Annotated in this window: 23 protein-coding genes and 2 pseudogenes; 8 read left to right on the top strand and 17 right to left on the bottom strand. The window is 71.4% G+C overall.

Annotated elements, in window-relative coordinates; translation table 11 throughout:
* The first annotated feature begins 10 nt into the window (after window positions 1-10).
* The 3 genes and pseudogenes from IH80_RS0106650 to IH80_RS45285 all read left to right on the top strand — a co-directional run bounded on the left by IH80_RS0106650 (window position 11) and on the right by IH80_RS45285 (window position 1,537).
* Window positions 11-424, top strand: coding sequence for a roadblock/LC7 domain-containing protein (locus tag IH80_RS0106650; protein WP_030037347.1), 414 nt, complete (start codon window positions 11-13; stop codon window positions 422-424).
* A gap of 192 nt (window positions 425-616) precedes the next feature.
* Window positions 617-940, top strand: a pseudogene (locus tag IH80_RS46790) (DUF742 domain-containing protein); the annotation flags it as partial.
* A 15-nt stretch (window positions 941-955) separates the two neighbouring features.
* Complete coding sequence (locus IH80_RS45285) at window positions 956-1,537, top strand: ATP/GTP-binding protein (protein ID WP_199819225.1); 582 nt, start codon at window positions 956-958, stop codon at window positions 1,535-1,537.
* 169 nt (window positions 1,538-1,706) lie between these two features.
* Here IH80_RS45285 and IH80_RS0106640 read toward each other — a convergent pair whose 3' ends face one another.
* Together IH80_RS0106640 and IH80_RS0106635 are read right to left on the bottom strand one after the other, a co-directional pair.
* Window positions 1,707-1,907: an acyl-CoA carboxylase subunit epsilon gene (locus IH80_RS0106640; RefSeq protein WP_030958490.1), complete on the bottom strand. Its 201-nt coding sequence runs from the start codon at window positions 1,905-1,907 to the stop codon at window positions 1,707-1,709.
* Window positions 1,908-1,930: 23 nt separating this feature from the next.
* Window positions 1,931-3,514: an acyl-CoA carboxylase subunit beta gene (locus tag IH80_RS0106635; protein ID WP_030958489.1), complete on the bottom strand. Its 1,584-nt coding sequence runs from the start codon at window positions 3,512-3,514 to the stop codon at window positions 1,931-1,933.
* A gap of 276 nt (window positions 3,515-3,790) precedes the next feature.
* Between IH80_RS0106635 and IH80_RS0106630 the strand changes: the two genes are divergently transcribed.
* A complete protein-coding gene (locus IH80_RS0106630; RefSeq protein ID WP_030958487.1) occupies window positions 3,791-4,399 on the top strand; it encodes a YceI family protein in 609 nt (202 codons plus the stop codon).
* A 32-nt stretch (window positions 4,400-4,431) separates the two neighbouring features.
* On the opposite strand, the gene IH80_RS0106625 is transcribed toward IH80_RS0106630, so the two are convergent.
* The 6 genes from IH80_RS0106625 to ureA all read right to left on the bottom strand — a co-directional run bounded on the left by IH80_RS0106625 (window position 4,432) and on the right by ureA (window position 12,182).
* Window positions 4,432-5,772, bottom strand: coding sequence for a hypothetical protein (locus IH80_RS0106625; RefSeq protein WP_030958485.1), 1,341 nt, complete (start codon window positions 5,770-5,772; stop codon window positions 4,432-4,434).
* Window positions 5,773-6,015: 243 nt separating this feature from the next.
* On the bottom strand, window positions 6,016-7,644 hold the full coding sequence (cimA, locus tag IH80_RS0106615; RefSeq protein ID WP_030958483.1) for a citramalate synthase: 1,629 nt from the start codon (window positions 7,642-7,644) through the stop codon (window positions 6,016-6,018).
* A 331-nt stretch (window positions 7,645-7,975) separates the two neighbouring features.
* A complete protein-coding gene (locus tag IH80_RS0106610) occupies window positions 7,976-8,596 on the bottom strand; it encodes a TetR/AcrR family transcriptional regulator (protein ID WP_030958481.1) in 621 nt (206 codons plus the stop codon).
* Window positions 8,597-8,626: 30 nt separating this feature from the next.
* Window positions 8,627-9,676 carry an agmatine deiminase family protein gene (locus IH80_RS0106605; RefSeq protein WP_037879075.1) on the bottom strand — a complete coding sequence of 350 codons (1,050 nt, stop codon included), beginning with the start codon at window positions 9,674-9,676 and terminating at the stop codon, window positions 8,627-8,629.
* Between the two features lie 29 nt (window positions 9,677-9,705).
* Window positions 9,706-11,448 (bottom strand): urease subunit alpha, encoded by a 1,743-nt coding sequence (locus IH80_RS0106600; protein WP_051808885.1) that lies wholly within the window; start codon window positions 11,446-11,448, stop codon window positions 9,706-9,708.
* Window positions 11,445-12,182 carry an urease subunit gamma gene (ureA, locus tag IH80_RS0106595; protein WP_051808883.1) on the bottom strand — a complete coding sequence of 246 codons (738 nt, stop codon included), beginning with the start codon at window positions 12,180-12,182 and terminating at the stop codon, window positions 11,445-11,447. Before ureA ends, IH80_RS0106600 begins: the two co-directional genes overlap by 4 nt.
* Window positions 12,183-12,338: 156 nt before the next feature.
* Between ureA and IH80_RS0106590 the strand changes: the two genes are divergently transcribed.
* Window positions 12,339-13,763, top strand: a complete 1,425-nt coding sequence (locus tag IH80_RS0106590; protein WP_030958476.1) for a cytosine permease — start codon at window positions 12,339-12,341, stop codon at window positions 13,761-13,763.
* Between the two features lie 77 nt (window positions 13,764-13,840).
* On the opposite strand, the gene IH80_RS0106585 is transcribed toward IH80_RS0106590, so the two are convergent.
* The 4 genes from IH80_RS0106585 to IH80_RS0106570 form a co-directional block, all read right to left on the bottom strand.
* Window positions 13,841-14,926 carry a branched-chain amino acid aminotransferase gene (locus IH80_RS0106585; RefSeq protein ID WP_030958474.1) on the bottom strand — a complete coding sequence of 362 codons (1,086 nt, stop codon included), beginning with the start codon at window positions 14,924-14,926 and terminating at the stop codon, window positions 13,841-13,843.
* 226 nt (window positions 14,927-15,152) lie between these two features.
* Window positions 15,153-16,193 (bottom strand): 3-isopropylmalate dehydrogenase, encoded by a 1,041-nt coding sequence (locus IH80_RS0106580; protein WP_030664725.1) that lies wholly within the window; start codon window positions 16,191-16,193, stop codon window positions 15,153-15,155.
* 91 nt (window positions 16,194-16,284) lie between these two features.
* Complete coding sequence (locus IH80_RS46785; protein ID WP_257856696.1) at window positions 16,285-16,413, bottom strand: hypothetical protein; 129 nt, start codon at window positions 16,411-16,413, stop codon at window positions 16,285-16,287.
* A 260-nt stretch (window positions 16,414-16,673) separates the two neighbouring features.
* A complete protein-coding gene (locus tag IH80_RS0106570; protein ID WP_420708763.1) occupies window positions 16,674-17,591 on the bottom strand; it encodes a LysR family transcriptional regulator in 918 nt (305 codons plus the stop codon).
* Between the two features lie 66 nt (window positions 17,592-17,657).
* Here IH80_RS0106570 and IH80_RS0106565 point away from each other — a divergent pair, with 66 nt between their 5' ends.
* Entirely contained in the window at window positions 17,658-18,671 is a 1,014-nt protein-coding gene (locus IH80_RS0106565) for an NADP-dependent oxidoreductase (RefSeq protein WP_030958471.1), read from the top strand.
* Between the two features lie 273 nt (window positions 18,672-18,944).
* Here IH80_RS0106565 and IH80_RS0106560 read toward each other — a convergent pair whose 3' ends face one another.
* Window positions 18,945-19,481 (bottom strand): GNAT family N-acetyltransferase, encoded by a 537-nt coding sequence (locus tag IH80_RS0106560; protein WP_030958469.1) that lies wholly within the window; start codon window positions 19,479-19,481, stop codon window positions 18,945-18,947.
* Between the two features lie 195 nt (window positions 19,482-19,676).
* Here IH80_RS0106560 and IH80_RS0106555 point away from each other — a divergent pair, with 195 nt between their 5' ends.
* Window positions 19,677-20,387 (top strand): nitroreductase family protein, encoded by a 711-nt coding sequence (locus IH80_RS0106555; RefSeq protein WP_030958468.1) that lies wholly within the window; start codon window positions 19,677-19,679, stop codon window positions 20,385-20,387.
* On the opposite strand, the gene IH80_RS0106550 is transcribed toward IH80_RS0106555, so the two are convergent.
* The 4 genes from IH80_RS0106550 to IH80_RS0106535 form a co-directional block, all read right to left on the bottom strand.
* Complete coding sequence (locus tag IH80_RS0106550) at window positions 20,371-20,589, bottom strand: hypothetical protein (RefSeq protein ID WP_030958467.1); 219 nt, start codon at window positions 20,587-20,589, stop codon at window positions 20,371-20,373. The two genes, IH80_RS0106555 and IH80_RS0106550, sit on opposite strands and share 17 nt — an antisense overlap.
* Entirely contained in the window at window positions 20,586-21,479 is an 894-nt protein-coding gene (locus IH80_RS0106545) for a hypothetical protein (RefSeq protein ID WP_051808881.1), read from the bottom strand. The genes IH80_RS0106550 and IH80_RS0106545 overlap by 4 nt, the downstream gene beginning before the upstream one ends.
* A 253-nt stretch (window positions 21,480-21,732) precedes the next feature.
* Window positions 21,733-23,364 carry an L-glutamate gamma-semialdehyde dehydrogenase gene (gene pruA / locus IH80_RS0106540; RefSeq protein ID WP_030958464.1) on the bottom strand — a complete coding sequence of 544 codons (1,632 nt, stop codon included), beginning with the start codon at window positions 23,362-23,364 and terminating at the stop codon, window positions 21,733-21,735.
* A gap of 32 nt (window positions 23,365-23,396) precedes the next feature.
* Window positions 23,397-24,323 (bottom strand): proline dehydrogenase family protein, encoded by a 927-nt coding sequence (locus IH80_RS0106535; RefSeq protein ID WP_030958462.1) that lies wholly within the window; start codon window positions 24,321-24,323, stop codon window positions 23,397-23,399.
* 159 nt (window positions 24,324-24,482) lie between these two features.
* On the opposite strand from IH80_RS0106535, the pseudogene IH80_RS0106530 reads away from it, so the two are divergent.
* Window positions 24,483-25,168: pseudogene (locus IH80_RS0106530) on the top strand (PucR family transcriptional regulator); the annotation flags it as partial.

The following is a 25,168-nucleotide window of genomic DNA, read 5'->3' as shown; positions in this document are numbered from 1 at the left end:
TGTGAGCCCGATGAGCCAGGCGGCACAGAACCTGAACTGGTTGATCACCAATTTCGTGGACAACACCCCCGGGGTGTCGCACACGGTGGTGGTCTCCGCCGACGGCCTTCTTCTGGCGATGTCCGACGGATTTCCGCGCGACCGCGCCGATCAGCTGGCGGCCGTGGCCTCCGGACTGACCTCGCTGACCGCCGGTGCCTCCCGCATTTTCGAGGGTGGCGCCGTCAACCAGACCGTGGTCGAGATGGACCGGGGCTTCCTGTTCCTGATGTCCGTCTCCGACGGATCGTCCCTCGCGGTGCTGGCGCACCCGGAGTGCGACATCGGCCTCGTGGGCTACGAGATGGCCCTTCTGGTGGATCGTGCGGGCAGTGTCCTGACCCCGGACCTGCGCGCCGAACTGCAGGGAAGCCTTCTCAACTAGCAAACAGGCAGTGCGTTTCGCGCCATCGCACCGTAGGGTGCGGTGGCGCGGTTCCACAGGGAGTACTGCGTTCTTGGAGTCGGAGGAGGAGACGTGACAACACCCGGAGGACATCCTTATGGCGGCGCGCAGCAGCCGCAGGGTGGGCACGACCAGAACCGCTTCAACTTCCCCTCCGCGCCGAGTCGGCCCATGCCGGAGCAGAACCCCTACCAGCAGTACGGGCAGCACCAGCAGCCCCAGCAGCCCCAGATGCCCGCGCAGGCGCCTCCGCGCGCCGCGCGGCAGTCGGCCCCGAAGGCCCACAACCCGCTGGTGCGCCCGTACGCGATGACCGGCGGCCGTACTCGGCCGCGCTACCAGCTCGCCATCGAGGCGCTGGTCAGTACCACGGCGGATCCCGCTCGTCTGCAAGGGCAGTTGCCCGAGCACCAGCGCATCTGCCGCCTGTGCCAGGAGATCAAATCCGTCGCGGAGATCTCGGCACTCCTCTCCATTCCTCTTGGTGTCGCCCGCATCCTCGTAGCCGACCTGGCGGAGGCGGGCCTTGTCGCCATTCACCAGCCCGGCGGCGACGACGCGAAGATCGTGGTGGCGGGCGGCTTCGGCGTGGGCAAGACCACGTTCGTCGGAGCCGTGTCCGAGATCAACCCGCTGCGCACCGAAGCCGTCATGACGTCCGCGAGCGCGGGCATCGACGACCTCACCCACACCGGTGACAAGACGACCACCACGGTCGCCATGGACTTCGGACGCATCACGCTCGACCAGGACCTGATCCTGTACCTGTTCGGCACGCCCGGCCAGGACCGCTTCTGGTTCATGTGGGACGACCTGGTCCGCGGCGCCATCGGCGCCGTCGTGCTCGTCGACACGCGCCGCCTCGCCGACTGCTTCCCGGCGGTCGACTACTTCGAGAACAGCGGCCTGCCCTTCGTCATCGCGCTCAACGGCTTCGACGGACACCAGCCGTACACGCCGGAGGAAGTCCGCGAGGCCCTGCAGATCGGCCCGGACGCTCCCATCATCACCACCGACGCCCGCCACCGCGCGGACGCCAAGAGCGCGCTCATCACGCTCGTCGAGCACGCCCTCATGGCGCGCCTGCGGTAGGAACCGCCGCGCATCCGACAGGCCCCTGTGTCCACGACGCGGGGGCCTTCGCCATGGGTGGCTCCCCCCGGGGCCCAGTAGGGCGGTGGTAGGCACGCGACGGTACGCGGAAGGCCCCGCACCCTGGACGGGTGCGGGGCCTTCTGGGCGGCTTTCGTGAGCCGGGGGCTCAGCCCTGCCAGCTGTGAGGGGCGCGGAAGCCCGGGGTGCGCTCCAGGCGGCGCCAGCCGGCCTGGCGCGGCATCCGGACAGCGGTCTGCTCGGGGGTGGCGGCAGCTCGGGCGAGCAGGATCGCGGTGATCGCGGCCAGCTCCTCGGGCGCTGCGGTGCCCTTCTCGACGCGGAGCAGGGTGGCAGAGGTGTTGGTCATGGGGTGGCAGATCTCCTTCGCGGTTACTGCGGCGGGTTGCCGTGCTTGCGGGACGGCAGATCGGCGTGCTTGTTGCGGAGCATCGCGAGGGCGCTGACGAGCACCTCGCGGGTTTCGGCGGGGTCGATGACGTCGTCGACGAGGCCGCGCTCGGCCGCGTAGTACGGGTGCATCAGCTCGGACTTGTACTCCTTGACCATGCGCACGCGCATGGCCTCGGGGTCCTCGGCGTCCGCGATCTGCTTGCGGAAGATGACGTTGGCCGCGCCCTCGGCGCCCATCACGGCGATCTCGTTGGTGGGCCAGGCGTAGGTGATGTCGGCACCGATGGACTGGGAGTCCATGACGATGTACGCGCCGCCGTAGGCCTTGCGCAGGATCAGCGAGATCCGCGGGACGGTGGCGTTGCAGTACGCGTACAGCAGCTTGGCGCCGTGGCGGATGATGCCGCCGTGCTCCTGGTCGACGCCCGGCAGGAAGCCGGGGACGTCCAGCAGCGTGATGATCGGGATGTTGAAGGCGTCGCACATCTGGACGAAGCGCGCGGACTTCTCGGAGGCCTCGATGTCGAGGACGCCGGCGAGGTGGGCGGGCTGGTTGGCGACGATGCCGACGACCTGTCCGTCCATGCGCGCCAGGGCGCAGATGATGTTGCGGGCCCAGCGCTCGTGGATCTCCAGGACGTCGCCGTCGTCGACGAGCTCCTCGATGACCTTGTGCATGTCGTACGGGCGGTTGCCGTCCGCGGGGACCAGGTCCAGGAGGACCTCGCTGCGGCGGTCCGCCGGGTCGCTCGTCTCGTGGACGGGCGGGTTCTCGCGGTTGTTCGAGGGGAGCATCGAGATGAGGTAGCGCACCTCGGAGATGCAGGTCTCCTCGTCGTCGTACGCGAAGTGCGCGACGCCCGAGGTCTCGGCGTGCACGTCGGCGCCGCCGAGGCCGTTCTGGGTGATCTCCTCGCCGGTCACCGCGCGGACCACGTCCGGGCCGGTGATGAACATCTGCGAGGTGTCACGGACCATGAAGACGAAGTCCGTCAGGGCCGGGGAGTACGCGGCTCCGCCGGCGCACGGGCCGAGCATCACCGAGATCTGCGGGATGACGCCCGAGGCCTTGGTGTTGCGCTGGAAGATGCCGCCGTAGCCGGCGAGGGCGGAGACGCCCTCCTGGATACGGGCGCCGGCGCCGTCGTTGAGGGAGACCAGCGGGGCACCGGCCGCGATGGCCATGTCCATGATCTTGTGGATCTTGGTGGCGTGGGCCTCGCCCAGGGCGCCGCCGAAGATCCGGAAGTCGTGCGCGTAGACGAAGACCGTGCGGCCCTCGACCGTGCCCCATCCGGTGATGACACCGTCGGTGTACGGCTTCTTGTTCTCGAGGCCGAAGCCGGTCGCACGGTGGCGGCGCAGCTGCTCGACCTCCCTGAAGGACCCTTCGTCGAGGAGCAGTGCGATGCGCTCGCGCGCCGTCAGCTTGCCCTTCGCGTGCTGGGCCTCGGTCGCACGGTCACTCGGTCCACGCCGCGCCTGCTCGCGCAGGGAGTGCAGCTCGGCCACGCGCCCACGGGCGTCCGTCGGCTCGCTCGGGATCTGGTCCACAACGGTCATGTACCGACCTTACGAAGATCGTGATGAAAAACCTCCGTTCATTCCGCACAGTCTCGGGAGTCTTCCGCTGTCCGGCCCGCACAGAACAGCCCTGGGAATTAAGGACTCCGCCAGACGGGGCCATCCGCGTTTGTAGGACCTTCACAGAAATCGCCGCCACCCAGGGAGGTGGTTGAAATTTGAACATAATCGCTCTACTGTCGTGGGTGTCGAAGTCGTTGAACATTCAACAGCTTCGGCGTCCCCCGCACAGGAACCCCTATCGAGGAGCAGGTCATGGGCCTCTTCAACCGCCGCAACCAGGACAACACCGCCGCCGTCGCCACCCTGGAGGTGGACCCGGCGCTCGCCGCCCTCACCGGCGACTACGCTATCGACCCGGCCCACAGCAGCATCGGCTTCACCGTCCGCCACGCGATGGTGACCAACGTCCGCGGTTCCTTCGCCGACCACGAGGGGACCCTGCACCTGGACGGCTCCGACCCGTCCCGTTCCACCGCGTCGATCGACGTGAAGATCGCCTCCGTGGACACCGGCATCGCCGACCGCGACGGCCACCTGCGCAGCGGCGACTTCTTCGACGCCGAGGCCTTCCCGCTGATGACCTTCCGCTCCACCGAGGCCGCGTTCCTCGGCGGGGACACCTACCGGATCACCGGCGACCTCACCATCAAGGACGTCACCCGGCCGCTCTCCATCGACCTGGAGTTCAACGGCTCCGCCACCGACCCGTACGGCAACCAGCGCGTCGGCTTCGAGGGCAGCGCGGACATCCTGCGTTCCGACTGGGGCCTGACCTGGAACGCGGCGCTGGAGACCGGCGGCGTCGTGGTCAGCGACAAGGTGAAGCTGACCTTCGACATCTCCGCCATCAAGCAGGCCTGACCGGCCGCACGGCGACCCGGGGGCGGCGCGGTCTAGAAGCCGCCCCCGTCGAATCCGCCTCCGCCGCCGAAGTCCCCGCCCCCGAAGTCGGACGGGTTGAAGTCGGCCCCGGAGAAGTCCCCGCCCTCGTAGCCACCGTCCGTGCCGCCGCCGTAGTCCGCGGCGTAGGCGGGGGTGGACATCATCGAACCGAGCATCGTGCCCATGAGCAGGCCGGGCAGGATGCCGCCGCCGAAGTAGCCGCCGGCCCAGGGTCCGTACGCCGGGCCGGCGTCGTAGTACGGCCGCGGTCCGTGATCGGTGTCGACCGTGCGCACGGCCGGGTCGAGTCCGTCCCGCAGCCGCACCGCGTCCGCCGTGCAGACGGGCACCGTACGGGCCGCCCCGGTGGCCGGGGCCCAGGTCGCGTCCTCGGTGCTCGGCCCGTGGCGCGGGTCGAAGAAGCAGGGCGCGCGGCGCTCGGGCACCGGCCGGCCCGTCCGGCGCGCGTCCAGGCAGGCCAGGGCGTACCGGCCGTCCTCCAGGGCCTGGGTCACCCCGGTGACCTCTTCCGGGCGCTCGACGGAAGCCATGATCTGCTTGGCCTTCTCGTACGAGTCGAGTCCTCGCTCGTAGTCCGCGCGCATGGCGTCGTCGGCGCCGGGCTCGCCGGGGTGGAAGTCCAGGCGCTCCAGCTCCTCGCCGAAGGCCGTGATGTCCTCGTCGACGACCACGCTCAGCCGCTCGATGGCCTCGCGCCGAGCCTCTTCCTTCTGCTTCCGGTTCCGGCGGACCAGCGCGTAGGCGCCGCCGCCGCCGATCGCGGCCACCGCCCCGAGGGTCACCAGCCCGCCCACCGGGACGCCGGCGTCGGCGCCCGTGGTGCCCCAGGAGTCGGGGGCGCTGCCCCGGGTCTGGGACAGGGCCTGGTCCACGAAGTTGTTGAGCTGGGTGCTCGCGTCGACCGGGACGCCGGTCTTGACCGCCTCGGTGAGGTTGCGGACGGCGTTGGCCGGCATGACCGCCCGGTCCGCGCCGGCGTCGAAGCCGTCGCCGAGCCGGATCGCGTAGAGCCCGGTGATGCCGGTCTCCGCGCGGACCGCGGCGAGCACCTTGTCCTGCGGGAAGTCCGCGGTGGCCGGGAGCACGGCCACGAAGACCGGCTTCCCGGCGTCCTTGATCTTCTCGGCGAGCGCGTCGGCCTCGGCCTTCGGCAGCTGTGCCGCGGCCCGGGGGTCGACGTACACGGGACCCTCCTTGAGGGCCTCCGCCACGGCGGCTACTCCGGTGTCGGCCGATGCCTGCGGCGCGGCCGCCAGGGTGGTCGCGCCGAGGGCCAGCAGCAGACCGGAGAGCAACGATCCCCAACGTACGGATATCAGCCTGGTCCTCATATCCATGACGCTACCCGAACCAGTACTTTCCCGTGTGAAAGGGGCATAAGGGAGCCCAGGTCCGGACGGCGTGGCTCCTCGCCTGCCCTTCCGGCTGGTGGACCGTCCGCGGCGTGGTGTCCTTCGACGCCGACGACCTCGCCGGGGCGGAGCCCGGCGAGGTGTGGGCGGGCGACCGGGACATGAGGCGGAAGGAGTTCCGCGAGTACCGCGACGACCAGTGCTGACCTGCGCCGACGGTGCCTACTCCGCCGGTTCGACGCCCGCGTGCAGGAGGCCGTAGGTGAACGCGTCCTCCAGCGCCTGCCAGGAGGCGGCGATCACGTTGGGGGCGACGCCGACCGTGGACCACTCACGGACCCCGTCCGTCGTGGCGACGAGCACGCGGGTCGTGGACGCCGTGCCGTGCGTGCCCTCCAGGATGCGGACCTTGTAGTCGACCAGCTCGAACTTGGCGAGCTGCGGGTAGAACCGCTCCAGCGCCACCCGCAGGGCCCGGTCCAGCGCGTTGACCGGGCCGTTGCCCTCGGCCGTCGCGACGATCCGCTCACCCTTGGCCCACAGCTTCACCGTGGCCTCGTTGGCGTGGGTGCCGTCCGGGCGGTCCTCGACGATCGCCCGCCAGGACTCGATGCGGAAGTACTTGCGGGCCCGCCCCTCGGCCTCGGCCCGCAGGAGCAGCTCGAAGGAGGCGTCGGCCGCCTCGTAGGTGTAGCCCTGGAGCTCGCGCTCCTTGACCCGCTCCACGACCCGGGAGATCAGCGCGCGGTCCCCGCCGAGGTCGACGCCGAGTTCCTTGCCCTTGAGCTCGATGGAGGCGCGGCCCGCCATGTCGGAGACCAGCATCCGCATGGTGTTGCCGACCCGCTCGGGGTCGATGTGCTGGTAGAGGTCCGGGTCCACCTTGATCGCCGAGGCGTGCAGGCCCGCCTTGTGCGCGAAGGCGGAGACGCCGACGTAGGGCTGGTGGGTGGAGGGGGTGAGGTTGACGACCTCGGCGATGGCGTGCGAGATCCGGGTCATCTCGGCGAGCGCGCCGTCGGGGAGCACCTTGCGCCCGTACTTGATCTCCAGTGCGGCGACGACGGGGAACAGGTTGGCGTTGCCGACGCGCTCGCCGTAGCCGTTCGCGGTGCACTGGACGTGGGTGGCGCCGGCGTCGACGGCGGCCAGGGTGTTGGCCACGGCGCAGCCGGTGTCGTCCTGGGCGTGGATGCCGAGGCGGGCGCCGGTGTCGGCGAGGACGGTGGCGACGGTCGCCGACACCTGGGCGGGCAGCATGCCCCCGTTGGTGTCGCAGAGGATGACGACGTCGGCCCCGGCCTCGTACGCGGTGCGCACCACGGACTTCGCGTACTCGGCGTTGGCGCGGTAGCCGTCGAAGAAGTGCTCGCAGTCGACGAAGACGCGGCGGCCCTGGGCCACCAGGTGGGAGACGGTGTCCCTGACCATCTCCAGGTTCTCGTCCAGAGTGGTGCGCAGGGCGAGCTCGACGTGGCGGTCGTGGGACTTGGCGACGAGCGTGATCACGGGGGCGCCGGACTCCAGCAGGGCCCGCACCTGCGGGTCCTGGTCCGCCGAGCCGCCGGCCCGGCGGGTGGCGCCGAAGGCCACCAGCCGGGCGTTCTTGAAGTCGATCTCCGCGCGGGCGCGGGCGAAGAACTCGGTGTCGCGGGGGTTGGCCCCGGGCCAGCCGCCCTCGATGAAGCCCACTCCGAAGTCGTCCAGATGGCGCGCGATCGTCAGCTTGTCGGCGACCGTGAGGTTGATGCCCTCACGCTGGGCGCCGTCGCGCAGGGTGGTGTCGAAGACGTGGAAGCTGTCGTCCAGGCCTCCGGACAGCGCTGTTGCCGCCTCTGGTGTCGTCGTCATGCTGATCTGACTCCTGTCGGATGAGTGGTTCCGGAAACCCGCCCATGGGAAGGCCGCCGCCACTGCCCCCATCATCGCGCGCAGTACGGTCCCGGCTGGGATGGTCCGGGAAACGAAAAAACCTCTCGCGGGTAGCGAGAGGTCTGCACGCGGGTCCGAGGCACGGTGGCCGCTTCCGCGAAGTTCTTCCACGGTTCAGCGGCCACTGGGGACCGGCGCGCTGCTGGCGATAATCATGAGCTGAGCAGGCACGCTCGCAGTGTGCCACACCCCTCGCCGCGGATGGACGGGCATCTCACGATGCGGGCAGTGCCCGTCCGTGGCGGAACGGCTACGGCCGCACGGACAGGGTGTCGGTGAGGAACTCGCGGACGTGGGCCAGGATGGCCGTCCGGTCGAGCGTCGGGAGGCCCACCGCCAGCTGGATGCTGAATCCGTCGAGGAGGGCCCGGATGCGGGTCGCCACGCGTTCGGCGTCCACCGGGCGGAACTCCCCGCGCGAGATGCCCTCGGCGAGCAGCGCCACCAGGTCGCGGTGCCAGGCGCCCTCGATGGCCGCCTGCCGGTCGCGTTCCTGGGGACCGGCGTTCTGGGACCGGTTCCACACCTCCAGCCACAGCGTCCAGTGCGGGTCGCGGGCCCGGGTGGGCACGTACAGGTCCACGTACGCCTGCAGTCGCTCGGCCACCGGGCCGCGGCGGGCCAGCACGGCGCGGCGCGCACTGCCCAGTTCGGCCTCGCTCCACTCCAGGGTCTGGAGAAGGAGCTCGTCCTTGCTGCGGAAGTAGTAGAGGAGGTGGCCGCTGCTCATGCCGACCTCGCGGCCCAGGCCGGCCATGGTCAGGCCGTCCAGGCCGCGCTCGGCGATCGTGGCCATGGCGGCGACGAGTACGTCCTCGCGCGGGGGCGCGTTCTTGCGCGCCGCCCGTACCGGTACTCCGCCCGCCGCCATGCGCCGCTCCTTCGTGAGGTCCGCCGTAGGTCAGACCTTCGGCTGCTGCTGGGTGATGCAGTGGATACCGCCACCCCCGGCGAAAATCGTACGTGCGTCGACGAGGGTCACGGTCCGTTCGGGGAACAGGCCGCGGAAGATCTCGGCCGCCTCCTCGTCGCGGGGGTCGTCGAAGGAGCACAGCACGACGCCGTCGTTGCACAGGTAGTGGTTGATGTACGAGTAGTCCACCCACTCGCCGTCCTCCTCCAGCACGGTCGGCGCGGGGATCTCCACGACCTCCAGCCGCCGGCCGGCGGCGTCGGTGGACGCGCGCAGGATCGCCGCGATGGTCTTGCAGCGCTCGTGGTCCGGGTGGGAGGGGTCGGGCTGGGTGTGGACCATGACCACACCGGGACGGGCGAAGGCCGCGACGATGTCGACGTGGCCCTGCGTGCCGTAGGTGCCGTAGTCACCGGCCAGGCCGTACGGCAGCCAGATCGCCTTGGTGGTGCCGAGGTGGGCGTGGATCTCGGCCTCGACCTGCTCGCGGGTCCAGTCGGGGTTGCGGCCCTTGCCCAGCTGGACGGTGTCGGTGAGCAGGACGGTGCCCTCGCCGTCGACGTGGATCGCGCCGCCCTCGTTGACCAGCGGGGTGCTGAACGTGCGGGTGCCGAGCACGTCCGAGACGTGCCGGGCGATCTTCGCGTCGTGCTCCCAGCGGGCCCATTCCTGGGCGCCCCAGCCGTTGAAGGTCCAGTCGACGGCGGCCAGCTCACCGGCGCCGTCGGTGACGAAGGTCGGGCCGATGTCGCGCATCCAGGCGTCGTCGAGCGCGTGCTCGACGACGTCGAGCGGGTGGCCGTCGCCGGCGCCGGCGATCGCCCGGGCGTTCTCGGCGTCGCCCGGGCGGACCACGAGGGTCACGGGCTCGTACGCGCGCACCGCGCGGGCGACGGCCCCCCATGCCTCGCGGGCCTCGGTGAGCTCCTGCTCGGTGGTGAAGGTCGGGTTCGGGCTGGGCCAGGCCATCCAGGTGCGCTCGTGGGGCGTCCACTCGGCGGGCATCCGGAATCCGTTGTGCACGGGCTTGGCGGTCATGGCAGGCAGGTCCTTACGGCTGTGCTGGCTTACAGGAAGTACAGGCGGTTGAGGGAGACCGATGCGGCGGCTTCGGAGCGCAGGGGTTCCCCGTCGAGGGAGACGAGTCCGCTGCGCGCGTCCACGTCGACCGCGCCCACCCGGGAGTTGAGGAGCAGGTCCGCGGGCCCGATGCCGCGGGTGCCGCGGACGGCGACCCGGCGTCGGCGGGTCGGCATGGCGTCTTCGCCCAGGGCGGCTGCGGCGGCCGAGACGAAGGCGACGGAGATGTCGGCCGCGGTGGCCCCGTACGAGCCGAACTGCGGGCCGAGGACGAGGGGTTCGCAGGTGTCGGTGGCGGCGTTGGGGTCGCCGGTGACGCCGTAGGCGGGGAACCCGGACTTGAGGACGAGCTGCGGCTTCGCGCCGAAGAACTGGGGGCGCCAGAGCACGATGTCGGCGAGCTTGCCGACCTCGATGGAGCCGATCTCGTGCGCCAGGCCGTGGGCGATGGCCGGGTTGATCGTCAGCTTGGCCATGTAGCGCAGCACGCGGGCGTTGTCGTCGCCCTCGCCGTCGCCCTCCAGCGGGCCGAGTTCGCCCTTCATCTTCGCGGCCATCGCGAAGGTGCGGCGGACCGTCTCGCCGGCCCGGCCCATGCCCTGGGCGTCGGAGGAGGTGATGCCGATGGCGCCCAGGTCGTGCAGCACGTCCTCGGCGCCCATCGTCCCGGCCCGGATCCGGTCGCGGGCCATCGCGGCGTCGCCGGGGAGGTCGGGCTTGAGGTCGTGGACGGAGACGATCATGCCGTAGTGCTCGGCGACGGCGTCCCGGCCGAAGGGCAGCGTCGGGTTGGTGGAGGAGCCGATGACGTTCGGCACGCCCGCCATCTTCAGCACGTTGGGGACGTGCCCGCCGCCGCAGCCCTCGATGTGGAAGGCGTGGATGGTCCGGCCCTCCAGCACCCGCAGGGTGTCCTCGACGGAGAGGCATTCGTTGAGGCCGTCCGAGTGCAGGGCGACCTGTACGTCGTGCTCCTCGGCCACCCGCAGCGCCGTGTCCAGGGCCCGGGTGTGCGCGCCCATGTCCTCGTGCACCTTGAAGCCGGAGGCGCCGCCTTCGGCGAGGGCCTCGACGAGGGGAGCGGCGTCCGAGGAGGAGCCGCGGGCGAGGAAGCCGATGTTCACGGGCCAGGCGTCGAAGGCGTTGAAGGCGTGCTTCAGGGCCCACGGGGAGTTGACCCCGACGCCCCACACCGGGCCGAACTCCTGGCCGATGACGGTGGTGACGCCCGCGGCGAGCGAGGCCTCCATGATGCGCGGGGACAGCAGGTGCACGTGGGTGTCGACGGCGCCGGCGGTGGCGATCAGGCCCTCGCCGGAGACGATCGAGGTGCCGGTGCCGACGACGACGTCGACTCCGTCGAGGGTGTCGGGGTTGCCGGCCCGGCCGATCGCGTGGATACGGCCCTCGCGGATGCCGATGGAGACCTTGCGGATGCCGAGGACGGCGTCGATGACCAGGACGTTGCTGATCACGACGTCGCAGGTCCCGCGGACTGCGGCCGCCTTCAGGTGCAGGCCGTCGCGGGCGGTCTTGCCGAAGCCCGCCAGGAATTCGTCCCCCGGCTTCTGCGCGTCCGACTCCACCCGTACGGTCAGCCCGGAGTCGCCCAGCCGGACCCGGTCCCCCGCCCGGGGGCCGAACACGGCCGCGTACTCGTGGGGATCGATGTGCCGGCTCCCCGGCGCGCAGTGCGCGCTGTGATCGGTGTGCGGCGTCTGCCTGCTCATGCCGTCGTCCCTTCCGGGCGGTCGGTGGTGTCGGCCCGGCCGTCCCCGGCCGGGGTGGCGCCCAGGTAGCCGCAGGCCGCCGCGCGGCGCAGGGCCTCCTCCCGGGCCCCGGGGGCGTCGAGGGGGCCGTCCACCAGGCCCGCGAAGCCGATCGCGATGCGGTCGCCGCCGATGGGGACGAGCCCGACGTCGCCCTCCCCGTGCGGGTCGAACCGTACGGAGGAGCCCGCCGGCACGCACAGCCGCATGCCGTAGGCGGCGGCGCGGTCGAAGTCCAGGCGCGGGTTCGCCTCGAAGAAGTGGAAGTGGGAGGTCACGCTCACCGGCACGGCGGCGGTGTTGCGCACGTGCAGGTGCCGGACCGGCTCCGGCTGGGGGACGCCGGGGCCGGGGACGACGGCGCCCGGGGCGTCGTCGCCGAGCGGCACCGCACCCCGGACGGGGGACGAGACCACCGCGAGGCGGGATCCGTCGTCGAAGACGGCTTCCACGTGCACCTCGGTGACCACGTCGGCGACGCCCGGCAGGACGTCGTCGGGGCCCAGCACGCTCCGGGCCTCCTCGATGGCCTCGGCGAGCCGTTTGCCGTCGCGGGCCGCCTCGCAGACCGTGTCCGCGATCAGCGCGGTGGCCTCCGGGACGTTGAGCTTCAGACCCCGGGCCCGCCGGGCCCTGGCCAGTTCCGCAGCGCTGCGGAGCAGCAGCCGGTCGCGCTCCGTAGGGGTCAGCCGCACGCCGATCCACCACCTCTTGAGTCGAAGACTTAGAGCATCACTCTAACTCTTCATTTCGTGGCTGGGAATCATTGACCTGAACACGGGGCTTGAGTCACATTGAGTGTCGCTCAAACACAAGCGCAACCACCCCCCGCCCTGCCAAGGGAGTCCCCCATGCCCATCGAACAGCGCGGAGTCGACACCATCCCCGAGGAGGAGCGGACCAGCGGTCCCCGTGACCTGATCTCGATCCTCCTCGGCTCCAACCTGTGCCTCGGTGTGATCGTCTTCGGCTGGCTGCCCCCGTCCTTCGGACTGGGCCTGTGGCCCTCGGTCACGGCCATCGTGACCGGCACCCTCGTCGGCATCGCCTTCACCGCGCCGCTGGCGCTCGTCTCCCTGCGCACCGCGACCAACCTCTCCACCTCCAGCGGCGCGCAGTTCGGTGTGCGCGGCCGGCTCGTGGGGTCGGTGGTGGGGCTGCTGCTCTCACTGGGCTACACCGCGCTCACGCTGTGGATCGGCGGCGACGTCATGGTCGGCACCCTCGCGCGGCTCACCGGGCTCCCGGACACCGGCCTTTCGCGGGCCGTCATGTACGGCCTGCTCGCCGCGTGTACCGTCGTCGCGGCCGTCTTCGGCTACCGGTTGCTGCTGCGCATGAGCAAGGTGCTGTCCATCGCCATGGTGCTGCTGCTGGCGGCCGGCCTCGTCGCCTACGCCCCGGACTTCACCACCGCGGCTCCGCCCGAGACCCCGTACCTGCTCGGTTCCTTCTGGCCGACATGGCTGCTGGCCGCCGTCGCCGCCGGGCTCAGCGGCCCCGTCGCCTTCATCACCCTGCTGGGCGACTACACCCGCTACATCTCCCCGCGCCGGCACACCTCGCGCAAGGTCCTGTGGGCCACCGCCTTCGGCCTGCTGATCGGTCTGCTGATCCCGCAGCTCTTCGGCACCTTCACCGCGCTGGCCGCCCGGGCGGGCCTGGACTACGCCGGGCCGCTGGTCGAGGCCGCGCCCTTCTGGTACCTGCTCCCGCTGCTGGTGGCGGCCGCGGCCGGCTCGGTAGGCAACGCCGGGCTGATGCTCTACTCCATGGGCCTGGACCTCGACGCGATCGTCCCCCGGGCGACCCGCACCACGGCCACCGTGATCGCCGCGGCCGTCGCGACCGCCTTCGTGTTCGTCGGGTCCTTCGAGTGGGACGTGCAGTCCGCGATGACCTCGTTCGTGCTGGTGCTGACCGCGATCGGCACCCCGTGGGCCGTGATCACCCTGATCGGCCACGTGCGCTGCCGCGGGGTCTACGACGCCGACGCGCTGCAGGTCTTCAACCGCCGCTCGGTGGGCGGGGCCTACTGGTACCGCTCCGGCTGGAACGTCGCGGCCACCGCCTCCTGGGCGATCGGCGCGGTCGTCGGCCTGCTCGCCGTGACCACCCCCTTCCACGAGGGTCCGCTGCTCGCCCTCACCGGCGGCGTGGACTGCTCCTTCGTCCTCTCCGGCCTCACCGGCGGCCTCGTGTACACCGCGCTCACCGCCCGCCGCGCGCCCGCCCCGGCCCCGGGGGCCGCCGCCGAGGAGCCCGCGAACGCCTGAGGCCCCTCCCCCGTACACGAACGGGCCCGCACCCCGGAGATCCGGAGTGCGGGCCCGTTCCCGTAGGCGGGTGGCGACTAGCCCAGGGGGTGCATCCAGCCGTGGGTGTCGGCGGCACGGCCGGTCTGGAGCTCCAGCAGCGCCTTGCGCAGGCGCATGGTGACCTCGCCCGGCTCGCCGTCGCCCTGGGTCCAGTCGGCGCGCTCGGACTTGACCGAGCCGACCGGGGTGATGACGGCGGCGGTGCCGCAGGCGAACACCTCGGTGAGGGTGCCGTTGGCGTTGTCGCGCTGCCAGTCCTCGGTGGTCAGGCGGCCCTCCTCGGCGGTGTAGCCGAGGTCGCGCGCGATGGTGAGGAGGGAGTCGCGGGTGATGCCGGGGAGCAGCGAGCCGGTCAGCTCGGGGGTGACGATGCGGTCGCCGTACACGAAGTACAGGTTCATCCCGCCCATCTCCTCGATCCAGCGGTGCTCGACGGCGTCGAGCCAGACGACCTGGTCGCAGCCGTGCGAGGCGGCCTGGGCCTGCGCGACCAGCGAGGCCGCGTAGTTGCCGCCGGTCTTGGCCGCGCCGGTACCGCCCTTGACCGCGCGGACGTAGTCCTCGGAGAGCCAGACGGAGACGGGCTTGACCCCTCCGGGGAAGTACGCGCCGGCCGGCGAGGCGATGACGATGAAGAGGAACTCGTTGGCCGGGCGGACGCCGAGGCCGACCTCGGAGGCGAACATGAACGGACGCAGGTAGAGGGAGGCCTCGCCGGAGTCCGGGACCCAGGCGCGGTCCTGCTTGATCAGGGCGTCGCAGGCCTCGATGAACAGCTCGACCGGCAGCTCCGGCATCGCCATGCGGCGCGCCGAGGCCTGGAAGCGCTCGGCGTTGGCTTCGGGGCGGAAGGTGGCGACGGTGCCGTCGGGCTGCCGGTAGGCCTTGAGCCCTTCGAAGATCGTCTGCGCGTAGTGCAGGGTCATGTTCGCCGGGTCGATCGAGAGCGGGGCGTACGGGACCAGTTCGGCGTCGTGCCAGCCGCGGCCCTCGGTCCACTTGATCGTCACCATGTGGTCGGTGAAGTGGCGGCCGAAGCCGGGGCTGGCCAGGATCGCCTCGCGCTCCGCGTCGGACAGCGGGTTCGAGGAGGGCTTGAGCTCGATCGTGGGCGTCGTCATGAGTGCTTGTCCTTCACCGGTTGTGTATGGCGGACCGCGCTCACGGCGTACTAGGACGTCCGAGCTTCCCCGCATTCCGCGGCCTCGCGTTCGATTATCGCGCGCGGGCAGGCTTCGGAGAAGCGGGGGATTGCGGCCCAGGGGAGATGGTGGCACCCGGGGCCGCACAGGAAAAGCCGCCAGGTCCCATTGTGACCCGGCGGCTTCCTGGGGTGGAGCGGCCGGGTCAGCCGGCTACTCGCGCGGCGAGGGCGTCGCCGATCGCGTCGGTGGAGCGGAAGGTGCCGTCGCGCTCCGCGAGGTCGGCGGAGACCGCGTCCTCGATGCGGACGGCCTCGGCCTCGTAGCCCAGGTGGCGCAGCAGGAGGGCGACGGAGAGGATCGTCGCGGTCGGGTCGGCCTTGCCGGTGCCGGCGATGTCCGGGGCCGAGCCGTGGACGGGCTCGAACATGGACGGGAAGGCGCCGGTCGGGTTGATGTTCCCGGAGGCGGCCAGGCCGATTCCGCCGGTGACGGCCGCGGCCAGGTCGGTGAGGATGTCACCGAAGAGGTTGTCCGTGACGATGACGTCGAAGCGCTCCGGCTGGGTGACGAAGAAGATCGTCGCCGCGTCGACGTGCAGGTAGTCGGTGGTGACCTCGGGGTACTCCTGGCCGACCTTGTCGAAGATGTTCTTCCACATGTGGCCCGCGTACACGAGGACGTTGTTCTTGTGGACCAGCGTCAGCTTCTTGCGGGGGCGGGAGTTGGCCCGCTCGTACGCGTCCCGGACGACGCGCTCGACACCGTACGCGGTGTTGACGCTGACCTCGGTGGCCACCTCGGCGGGGGTACCGGTGCGCAGGCTGCCGCCGTTGCCGGTGTACGGGCCCTCGGTGCCCTCGCGGACGACGACGAAGTCGATGTCCGGACGGCCCGCCAGCGGGGTGGCGGTGTTGGGGAACAGCTTCGACGGCCGCAGGTTGATGAAGTGGTCGAAGGCGAAGCGCAGCTTGAGCAGCAGGCCGCGCTCCAGCACGCCGGACGGGACCGAGGGGTCGCCGATGGCGCCCAGCAGGATCGCGTCGTGGTGCTTCAGGGCCTCGAGTTCCGCGTCCGGGAGGGTCTCACCGGTGCGGTGCCAGCGCTGGGCGCCGAGGTCGTATTGCCTGGTCTCCAGCTTCACATCCTGGGGCAGGACCGCGGTAAGGACCTTGAGTCCCTGAGCCACGACTTCCTGGCCGATGCCATCACCGGGGATCACTGCGAGATTGATGCTGGTCGACATGGCGAAACCGTACTCCGTGTCCAGCCCTCAGACATTTCACGTCCACGATGTGGACGTGAAATGTCCCGGACGGGCGTTGTGCGGGGGCTGGTCAGTGGCCGGTCGAGCCGCCGTTGTCACGGCGGTCGAGGGCGCGCTGCAGGGCCGCGGCGGCGTTCTTGCGTTCGTCGGCCGAGGCGGAGGCGTGGCGGACGCGACGGGTGGCGGTGGTGGCGGTCATGGTGATCGACTCCTTGAGATCACGGCGTGGCGGGGCCACGGATGAGGGGTTCCTTCAAGGCGCCGGAAGAGGCGGGGAGCAGCGCGCCGCAGGGGTTGCCTGCCAGGGGCACGCGCTCTCGACCGCCATTCGCCCGATCGGCGAGACGTTCGGCTCCTACCAAGCTAGGCCAGGTCCCGCTGTATGTCTCGGCAATTACTCGGACTTCCTACTATCTGAGACGCGAACCCCCTCGAAAAGCCTCCCTCCGGAGGTCCGCTTCAGCCCTTCTCCGAGCGAAGTTCCCTGATCAGAGCCCTGACGGCGAGGGTTGCGGCGGATTCCGCCGTAGTGACGTATCCCACCTGCCTCACAGGCCCCTGCGGGCCCAGACCGGTGATCTCCACCGCCTCGGTCGCGTCCCTCAGCGCCAGTTCGGGCATGATCGCCATGCCGTGCCCGCGGCCGACCATGGTCAGCACCATCGCGTCGTCCTCCGCCTTGACCGTCGCCCGCGGGATCCAGTCCTGGGCCCGCCACCAGGCGCGGGTGTAGGAGCCGCAGTTCTCGTCCCAGTCCATGAACGGCAGCGACCTCGGGTCCGGATGACCGGCCGGGTGCACCAGGTGGTACGCCTCCTGCGCGAGCACCCCGGTCAGCAGGCCGGGCGGCGTATCGTCGCTGACACCGCCCAGCGTGGCGATGCCCAGGTCCGCTCGGCCCGCCGCCACTTCCCCGGCCGCACCCGCGCCGATCTCGCGCACCACGCGGACCTCGGGGCGGATCCCGGGGTGCCGGGCCGCCAGCCGTTGCAGGGCCGGCGGCAGCAGGTGCAGGGCGGCGCTGCGGAACGCCACGATCCGCAGTACGCCCCCGAGTGCGCCGCGGCCCCCCTCCCGGGCCGCGCCGCGCACCTCCGCGCCCATGACCTCGTACGACCGCAGGATGCGGCGGGCGTGACCGACCGCCCGCTCCCCCGCCGGCGTGGGCGACGCCCCTGACCGCCCCCGCTCGAAGAGCACGGCGCCGAGCTTGGCCTCACTGCCGCGCACCGAGTGGGACACGGCCGACTGGGTGACGCCGAGGGCCGCTGCCGCGGCGGAGAAGGAGCCGGCCTCCGCGACGGCGACCAGGATCCGCAGTTCCTGCGGGAGGAGTTCGGACACCGGGGCCCACCTCGTCGTATGAGTGCTGTTCATGGATGTGTGACTTCCATGAGCCCAACCCCCTGCCCGGCCGCCGGATTCCTTCCTAGCGTCGTGGCCATGACCACGAACACCGCTCACGCCGTCCACCAGATCGCCCGCCCCGAGGGCTTCCCCGCCGCCTCCGACTTCGCGTACGTCACCTCCCCGGTCCCCGAGCCGCGGCCCGGCACCGCCCTGGTGGAGAACCTGCTGCTCTCCGTGGACCCGTACCACCGCGGTCTGATGGACGGCGGGGAGGGCGGCTTCGAGCTGAACACCCCGCTGGAGGGCCGCTCGGTGGGCCGCGTGATCGCCTCCCGCGACCCGGGGCTGCGCGAGGGCGACCTGGTCTTCCACCGCGAGGGATGGCGCACCCACGCCCTCGTCACCCTCGGCGAGGCGGGTACGCGCCGGCTGCGCGACCACGCGGACGTCCCGCTGGAGGCGTACCTCTCGATCCTCGGCGGTACCGGACTGACGGCGTACGCCGCACTGACCCGGACGGCGGCGCTGCGCGAGGGCGAGGACCTGTTCGTCTCCGCCGCCGCGGGCGGGGTCGGCACCGCCACCGGACACATCGCCCGGCTGCTGGGCGCCCGGCGGATCATCGGCAGCGCGGGCTCGGCGGCGAAGGTCCGCCACCTCACGGACGTCCTCGGCTTCGACGCGGCCTTCGACTACCACGACGCCCCCGTCGGCGAGCAGCTCGCGAAGGCCGCCCCCGAGGGCATCGACGTCTACGTGGACAACGTGGGCGGCGAGCACCTGGAGGGCGCGATCGGCGCGCTGCGCGAGTTCGGGCGGATCGCCTGGGTCGGCGCCGTATCGACCTACAACGGCGACCGCTCCCCCGCCGCGCCCCGCAACCTCTTCGAGGTGGTCCACAAGTCGCTGCGCATGGAAGGCGTATTGGTCCGCCATCACACCCATCTGCAGGACGAGCTGGAGGACTTCCTCGTCCCTCATCTGCGCAGCGGCCGGATCGGGACCGACACCACCGTCGTGCAGGGGTTCGAGCACACGGTGGACGCCTTCCGGGGCATGCTCCGCGGGGAGAACGTGGGCAAGATGCTCGTGCGGGCCGGCGGCTGATCGCGGCCGTACCGAAGTTCACCGAACTCTTCACGCGGCCCGTGTACGGGGCCCCCGCCGGCCTCCCGTCGACCGGCGCGGTGATCGGCCAGGCGACCTGCGGACCTCCACGTCCCGGCGAACTCCTCCCGCGAGGACTTCTTCAACGCGGTGGCGTACCACCAGGGCTGGTACGGCTTCACGATCCTGGCCGACTCCGACGGCACCTGGTCGCGCCGCTCCACGGGCATCGAGACGGGCTCGGCCGGCATCACGGGGTCGCAGGTCCTGCTCCTAGAGGACGTCCCCGTCGCGCCAGTCGAAGTCGAGCCGCGCGGCGGGGTCCGGCCGGGCTCCGCCGGGCGGTGCCCACACGTAGGTGGAGCCCTCCTCCTCGGGCAGCCGTACCGGCCCGTCCGGCGAGAGCGCACCCACCTGGCCCGACCACACCGACCAGCCGCGGGCCAGGTAGAGCCCGGCCCCCTCCTCCGACGCCGACAGCGCGCCCAGCACGTAGGCCCGGGCCACGATCCGCTCCAGCCCGGCCATGACCCGCCCGCCGAGGCCGCGCCGGCGCAGCTCCGCCCGTACGGCCACGGCCTCGACGTATCCCGTGCGCAGGGCGTGCCCGCGGTGCACGACCCGCCGCTGCACGACGCTGCCGTGGGCTGCGAGCCGGCCGTCCACGCCGATCAGGACGTGCATCCCGCCGAGCGCGTGCTCGAAGTCCTCGTCGGCGAAGTCGCCCTCGAAGGCGTCGTCGAGCAGCGCCCGGATCGCACGGAGCTCACCTGCGGTCAGCTCCGAGGTGTGCGCGGTCCGCGTGTCCATCACTGCTCCAGCCAGTCGGTGTACCGGGTACGGATGCCGGGGCTCGCGGGCGGACAGGACCCGAGGCCTGGCCGCTCGTCCCGCGAACGTACCAAGGACCGGGAACCGCTTTGCGGACGCCGAACGCCGTACACCGGCCGCCATCGGCCGAAGCGGCTCTAGCGGTCTGGACCAATACGTCGGCAGACTCGCCCCATGTCGCCCGATACCCCCGATACCCAGCAATGGACCCCCACCCACGGCCAGCCGTACCGTCCCACCGCCTACCGGCCCGAGCGGATGCCGCGGCACGAATCCCTGGCCCGGGCCGCCGCGTTGCGCGCCCGGATGGACGAGCGGCGGACCGTGCGCCACTTCTCGACCGACCCGGTGCCCGAGCAGGTCGTGCGGGACGCCATCGCGTGCGCGGCCACCGCGCCGTCCGGGGCGCACCAACAGCCGTGGACCTTCGTCCTGGTCAAGGACCCGGCCGTGCGCGGCCGGATCCGCGCCGCCGCGGAACAGGAGGAGGAGCTCTCCTACGACGGCCGCCTCGGCGACGAATGGCTGGCGGCCCTGCGCCCGCTCGGCACGGACGCCGTCAAGACCCATCTGACGGATGCGCCCGCGCTGATCGTGGTCTTCCAGCAGCGGTACTGGCTCGGCCCGGACGGTACGAAGCACAAGCACTACTACGTGGACGAGTCGGTCGGCATCGCGGTCGGCATGCTCCTGTCCGCACTGCACCTGAGCGGCCTCGCCGCCCTGATCCACACCCCGAGCCCGATGCGCTTCCTGAGCCACGTCCTGGACCGGCCGGCGAACGAGAAGGCCTTCGCGGTCATCCCCGTCGGATATCCGGCGGACGACTGCGAGGTCCCGGACCTGGTCCGCAAGTCCCTCGACCAGGTCATGGTCGAGGTGTGACGGCCTCCGCGGCGGGCGGCTCCGGGGAGGGCCCGGGCTGCCCGCCGCCGAGCGCCTCCGCGAGCCGCATCCCGATCCGCACCCGGTCCTCGGACGTACCCGCCTCCATGGCGGCCCGTACCTGCCGCAGGATCAGCCAGTCCCGCACCACCTTGGCCACCCCGAGCACGGCGGCCGTCACGATCACCGCGGTCAGCATCATCCGTGCCTCCGCGCCGAAGCCTCCGGGGCGTAGCAGGGGCCGCGCCGCAGGGTGACGAAGGCTCCGCCCATGGCGATCTCGCCGGGGAACCACGGCTGGTCCCGCAGCCGCTCGGGGATCCGGCCCGGCCGCTGCGCCAGACCGCTCCGGCGCAGCCTGCGTTCGAGTTCGTCCCGTTCCACGGAGCAGCACCACTCGACGACCACGTCCCCGCCGCCATGGGTGTAGACGTTCGCCGATCCGTGGGCGGCCCCGGCCGCGCCCAGCAGGCGCGGGCGCCTGAGGAGCCTGCTGTTCAGCCAGTCCTGCGCCGCGACCGATCCGGGGTCGCCCCCTGCGCCGGCGCGCCCGCTCAGCTCCGCCGCCTCGGCGGGGTGCAGCCGGTGGCGGTTGCGCCGCCACAGTTGCGTCAGTCCGTCACCGTGCTCCGGCAGCGCCGGACGCCAGTCCGGGTCGGGGTGCAGCAGATGGACCGCGGCCCGGTCGCGCAGCAGGGTCAGCGCCCAGGTCCGGCCCGTCGGGACGATGCGCAGCCCGGGCACCCCGCGCAGTCCGCCGTGGTACTGGTCGATGCGCGGCAGCACCGTGGCGAGGACCCGGTCGGCCATGGCCGGGTGCAGTCCGAGGGCCAGCCCGGTGCGGCCCGGGCGGGCGGAGGTGAACCCGAAGAGGGCCCCGTCGCGGTGCTCGCCCTCCCGGAGCCCGTCGGCGAGCTCGGCCAGGATGAGCGACTCGAGGACGCGCTGCCCCTCGTCCTCGGCGTCCGGGACCGGTTGGCGGTGGTCGATCAGCCCCGCTTCGGCCCAGCCGAGGCAGGTACGGTGCGGCAGTCCGGTGGCTGCGCGGCAGATGGCTGCGGCTCGGTGGCGGTTGTCGGTGCGCCTGGACATACGTCTCCCCGGGCGCCGGTCCCGGTACGGGCGCGTAGAGGTTGCATGTCTCCAGCGGTCTTTCCCACCCCGTACGGGAACTCGTCAGAGCCCTTGGCTCCCCCGGGTCACCGGGCCCGGGTAGCGGAGCTGGTCGCCGTACACGACAACTGGGGCCAGGCTAGCAGGAGTTGTCCGGTGGGGAAATGGATACCGCCCCCGCTCCGGACTTGGGGGTACCGGAACGGGGGCGGGGTTCAGCAGGGGCCGGAGATCAGCCCATGTGGGGGTAGCCGTACTCGGTCGGCGGGACCAGGGTCTCCTTGATGGAGCGGGTCGAGGTCCAGCGGAGCAGGTTCGACGCGGCGCCGGCCTTGTCGTTGGTGCCGGAGGCGCGGCCGCCGCCGAAGGGCTGCTGGCCGACGACGGCGCCGGTGGACTTGTCGTTGATGTAGAAGTTGCCCGCCGCGAAGCGGAGCTTCTCCATCGCGTCCGCCGCCGCGTAGCGGTCCGCGGCGATGATCGAGCCGGTCAGGGCGTAGGCCGAGACGGACTCCATCTGCGCCAGCATGGCGTCGTAGTTCTCGTCCTCGTAGACGTGGATCGCCAGGATCGGGCCGAAGTACTCGGTCGTGAAGACCTCGTTCTCCGGATCGGTGCAGACGATGACCGTCGGGCGGACGAAGTAGCCCTCGGAGTCGTCGTAGGTGCCACCGGCGACGATCTCGCAGGTCGGGTCGGCCTTGGCGCGGTCGATCGCGGCCTTGTTCTTCGCGAAGGACCGCTCGTCGATGACGGCGCCGATGAAGTTGGACAGGTCGGTGACCGGGCCCATGGTGATGCCGTCGACCTCGGCCGCGAAGGCCTCCTTGAAGCCGTCGTTCCAGATGGAGGCCGGAACGTAGGCGCGCGAGGACGCCGAGCACTTCTGGCCCTGGAACTCGAAGGAGCCGCGGGTCAGGGCGGTCTTCAGGATCGCGCGGTCCGCGGACGGGTGCGCGACGACGAAGTCCTTGCCGCCGGTCTCGCCGACCAGGCGCGGGTAGGACTTGTACTTCTCGATGTTGTTGCCGACCGTCTTCCACAGGTACTGGAAGGTCTTGGTCGAGCCGGTGAAGTGGATGCCCGCGAGCTCCGGGTGGTTCAGGGCCACCTCGGACACGGCGATGCCGTCGCCCGTCACCAGGTTGATGACGCCCTTGGGCAGGCCGGCCTCCTCCAGGAGCTCCATGAGGAGGACCGCGGAGTGGGTCTGCGTCGGGGACGGCTTCCACAGGACCACGTTGCCCATCAGGGCGGGAGCGGTCGGCAGGTTGCCGGCGATGGCCGTGAAGTTGAACGGCGTGATCGCGTAGACGAAGCCTTCGAGCGGGCGGTGGTCGCTGCGGTTCCACACGCCGGCGGAGTTCGCGACCGGCTGCTCGGCCAGGATCTGGCGGGCAAAGTGGACGTTGAAGCGCCAGAAGTCGACGAGCTCGCACGGGGTGTCGATCTCCGCCTGCTGGGCGGTCTTCGACTGGCCCAGCATGGTGGAGGCGGCGAGCTTCTCGCGCCACGGGCCGGACAGCAGCTCGGCGGCGCGCAGGATGATGGCGGCGCGGTCGTCGAAGGACATCGCGCGCCAGGCCGGGGCGGCGGCCAGGGCGGCGTCGATGGCCTCCTGGGCGTCGGCCTGGGTGGCGTTCGCGTAGGTGCCGAGCACCGACTTGTGGTCGTGCGGCTGGACCACGTCGAAACGCTCGCCGCCGCCCATCCGCTTGACGCCGTTGATCGTCATCGGAAGGTCGACCGGGTTCTCGGCGAGCAGCTTGAGCTGCGCCTCGAGCCGCGTGCGCTCCGGGGTCCCGGGGGCGTACGAGTGGACCGGCTCGTTGACCGGCGCGGGGACCTGGGTCACAGCATCCATGGGGCTGATAACTCCTTAGACCTGGTTCTTGGCTAGTTCTTGGTGATCATCGAGCGGACGAAGAAGAGCAGGTTGGCCGGCTTCTCCGCGAGGCGGCGCATGAAGTAGCCGTACCAGTCCGTCCCGTACGCGGTGTAGACGCGCATCCGGTGGCCCTCGGCGGCGAGCCGGAGGTGCTCCTCGCTGCGGATGCCGTACAGCATCTGGAATTCGTACTCGTCCAGCTTGCGCCCGGCCTTGCGGGCGAGCTCCTGGCCGATGGCGATCAGACGCGGGTCGTGGGACCCGATCATCGGGTAGCCCTCGCCGTCCATCAGGATCTTCAGGATGCGGACGTACGCCTTGTCGATCTCCGCCTTGTCCAGGTACGCGACCTCGGCGGGCTCCTTGTAGGCGCCCTTGACGATCCGCACGCGGCTGCCGTTGGCCGCCAGGCGGCGGGCGTCGGCCTCGGTGCGGAAGAGGTAGGCCTGGATCACGCAGCCGGTCTGCGGGAAGTCCTTCCGCAGCTCCTCGTGGATGGCGAACATCGAGTCGAGGGTGGTGTGGTCCTCGGCGTCCAGCGTCACGGTGGTGCCGATGGCGGCGGCGGCCTCGACGACCGGGCGGACGTTGGCGAGCGCCAGCTCGTGGCCGCCCTCCAGCGCCTGGCCGAACATGGACAGCTTCACGGACATCTCGGCCTTCTCGCCGAGGCCGAGCTCCGCGAGGCGCTCGATGAGCTGGAGGTAGGCGTCGCGGGCGGCGTAGGACTGCTCCACCTCGGTGATGTCCTCACCGACGACGTCCAGGGTGACCTCGAGGCCGGCCCGCGTGAGGTCCTCGACGATCGGGATGACCTGATCGACCGTCTCGCCGGGGATGAACCGGTTCACCACGGGCTTGGTCACCGGGGCGGCAGAGACGATACGGCGCATCTTGTCGCTGCGCGAAGCGGCGAGGATCACGGGACCCAGCACGGGGCACCTCCAGCGGGTGGCAGAAGAAAAGCTCAAGTAAAACCACCGTGAAACCTAAGGATCGCTTTGATCCTCTGCCATCGACAGCTGTCACGCATCCCTGTCCGCGATCTCATACATCTGTCTGAAGAACGGGGCCGGAGGTGGGAGAATGTCCGGGTGAAGGGCGATTACCAGGACCTGGTGGACGAGATCTCGGCGCTGCTCGGCGCCCCGGCGACCCTGGAGAACCGGGACTTCCGCCTCATCGCCTTCGGTGCCCACGACAGCGACGACGATCTCGCGATGGACCCGGTGCGCACCCGCTCGATCCTGACCCGGCAGTCGACGGCGGCCGTGCGGTCCTGGTTCGAGGGCTTCGGCATCGCCCGCGCCACCGGCCCCGTCCGCATCCCGGCGGCACCCGACGCGGGGGTGTTCCGGGGCCGGATCTGTCTGCCGGTGCGCTACCGGGGCATCGTGCAGGGGTACGTGTGGCTGCTCGACCAGGAGCCCGGCACGCCCGGCCCCGATCCCGCGGCGCTGTCCGCGGCCATGGAGGTGGCCCAGCGGATCGGGGTGCTGCTCGCCGAGGAGGCGAAGGCGGGGGCGGACCTGTCGCGGGAGTTCCAGGCGGTCCTCACGGCAGGGCGGGGGTGGCAGCAGGACATGGCGGTGGCCGCGCTGCGGGCCGCCCTCGGCCCGGCCGGGGACGGCCTGCACGTGGCGGTCTGCGTGGCGCCGTGGCCCGGCGAGGCCCCGGCGTCGGTGCCGGGCGCCGCGGCGGTGTGCGTCGTGCCCCGGCGGGGCGGCGGGGCGGGTGAGCCGGGCGACGCTCCCGGTACCGGCGGGGCGGGGGGGCCGGC

It is taken from the genome of Streptomyces sp. NRRL S-378, assembly GCF_000720645.1.
In the GTDB taxonomy this organism is placed as follows: Bacteria; Actinomycetota; Actinomycetes; order Streptomycetales; family Streptomycetaceae; genus Streptomyces.
This window is presented reverse-complemented; position numbering and strand designations above follow the sequence as displayed.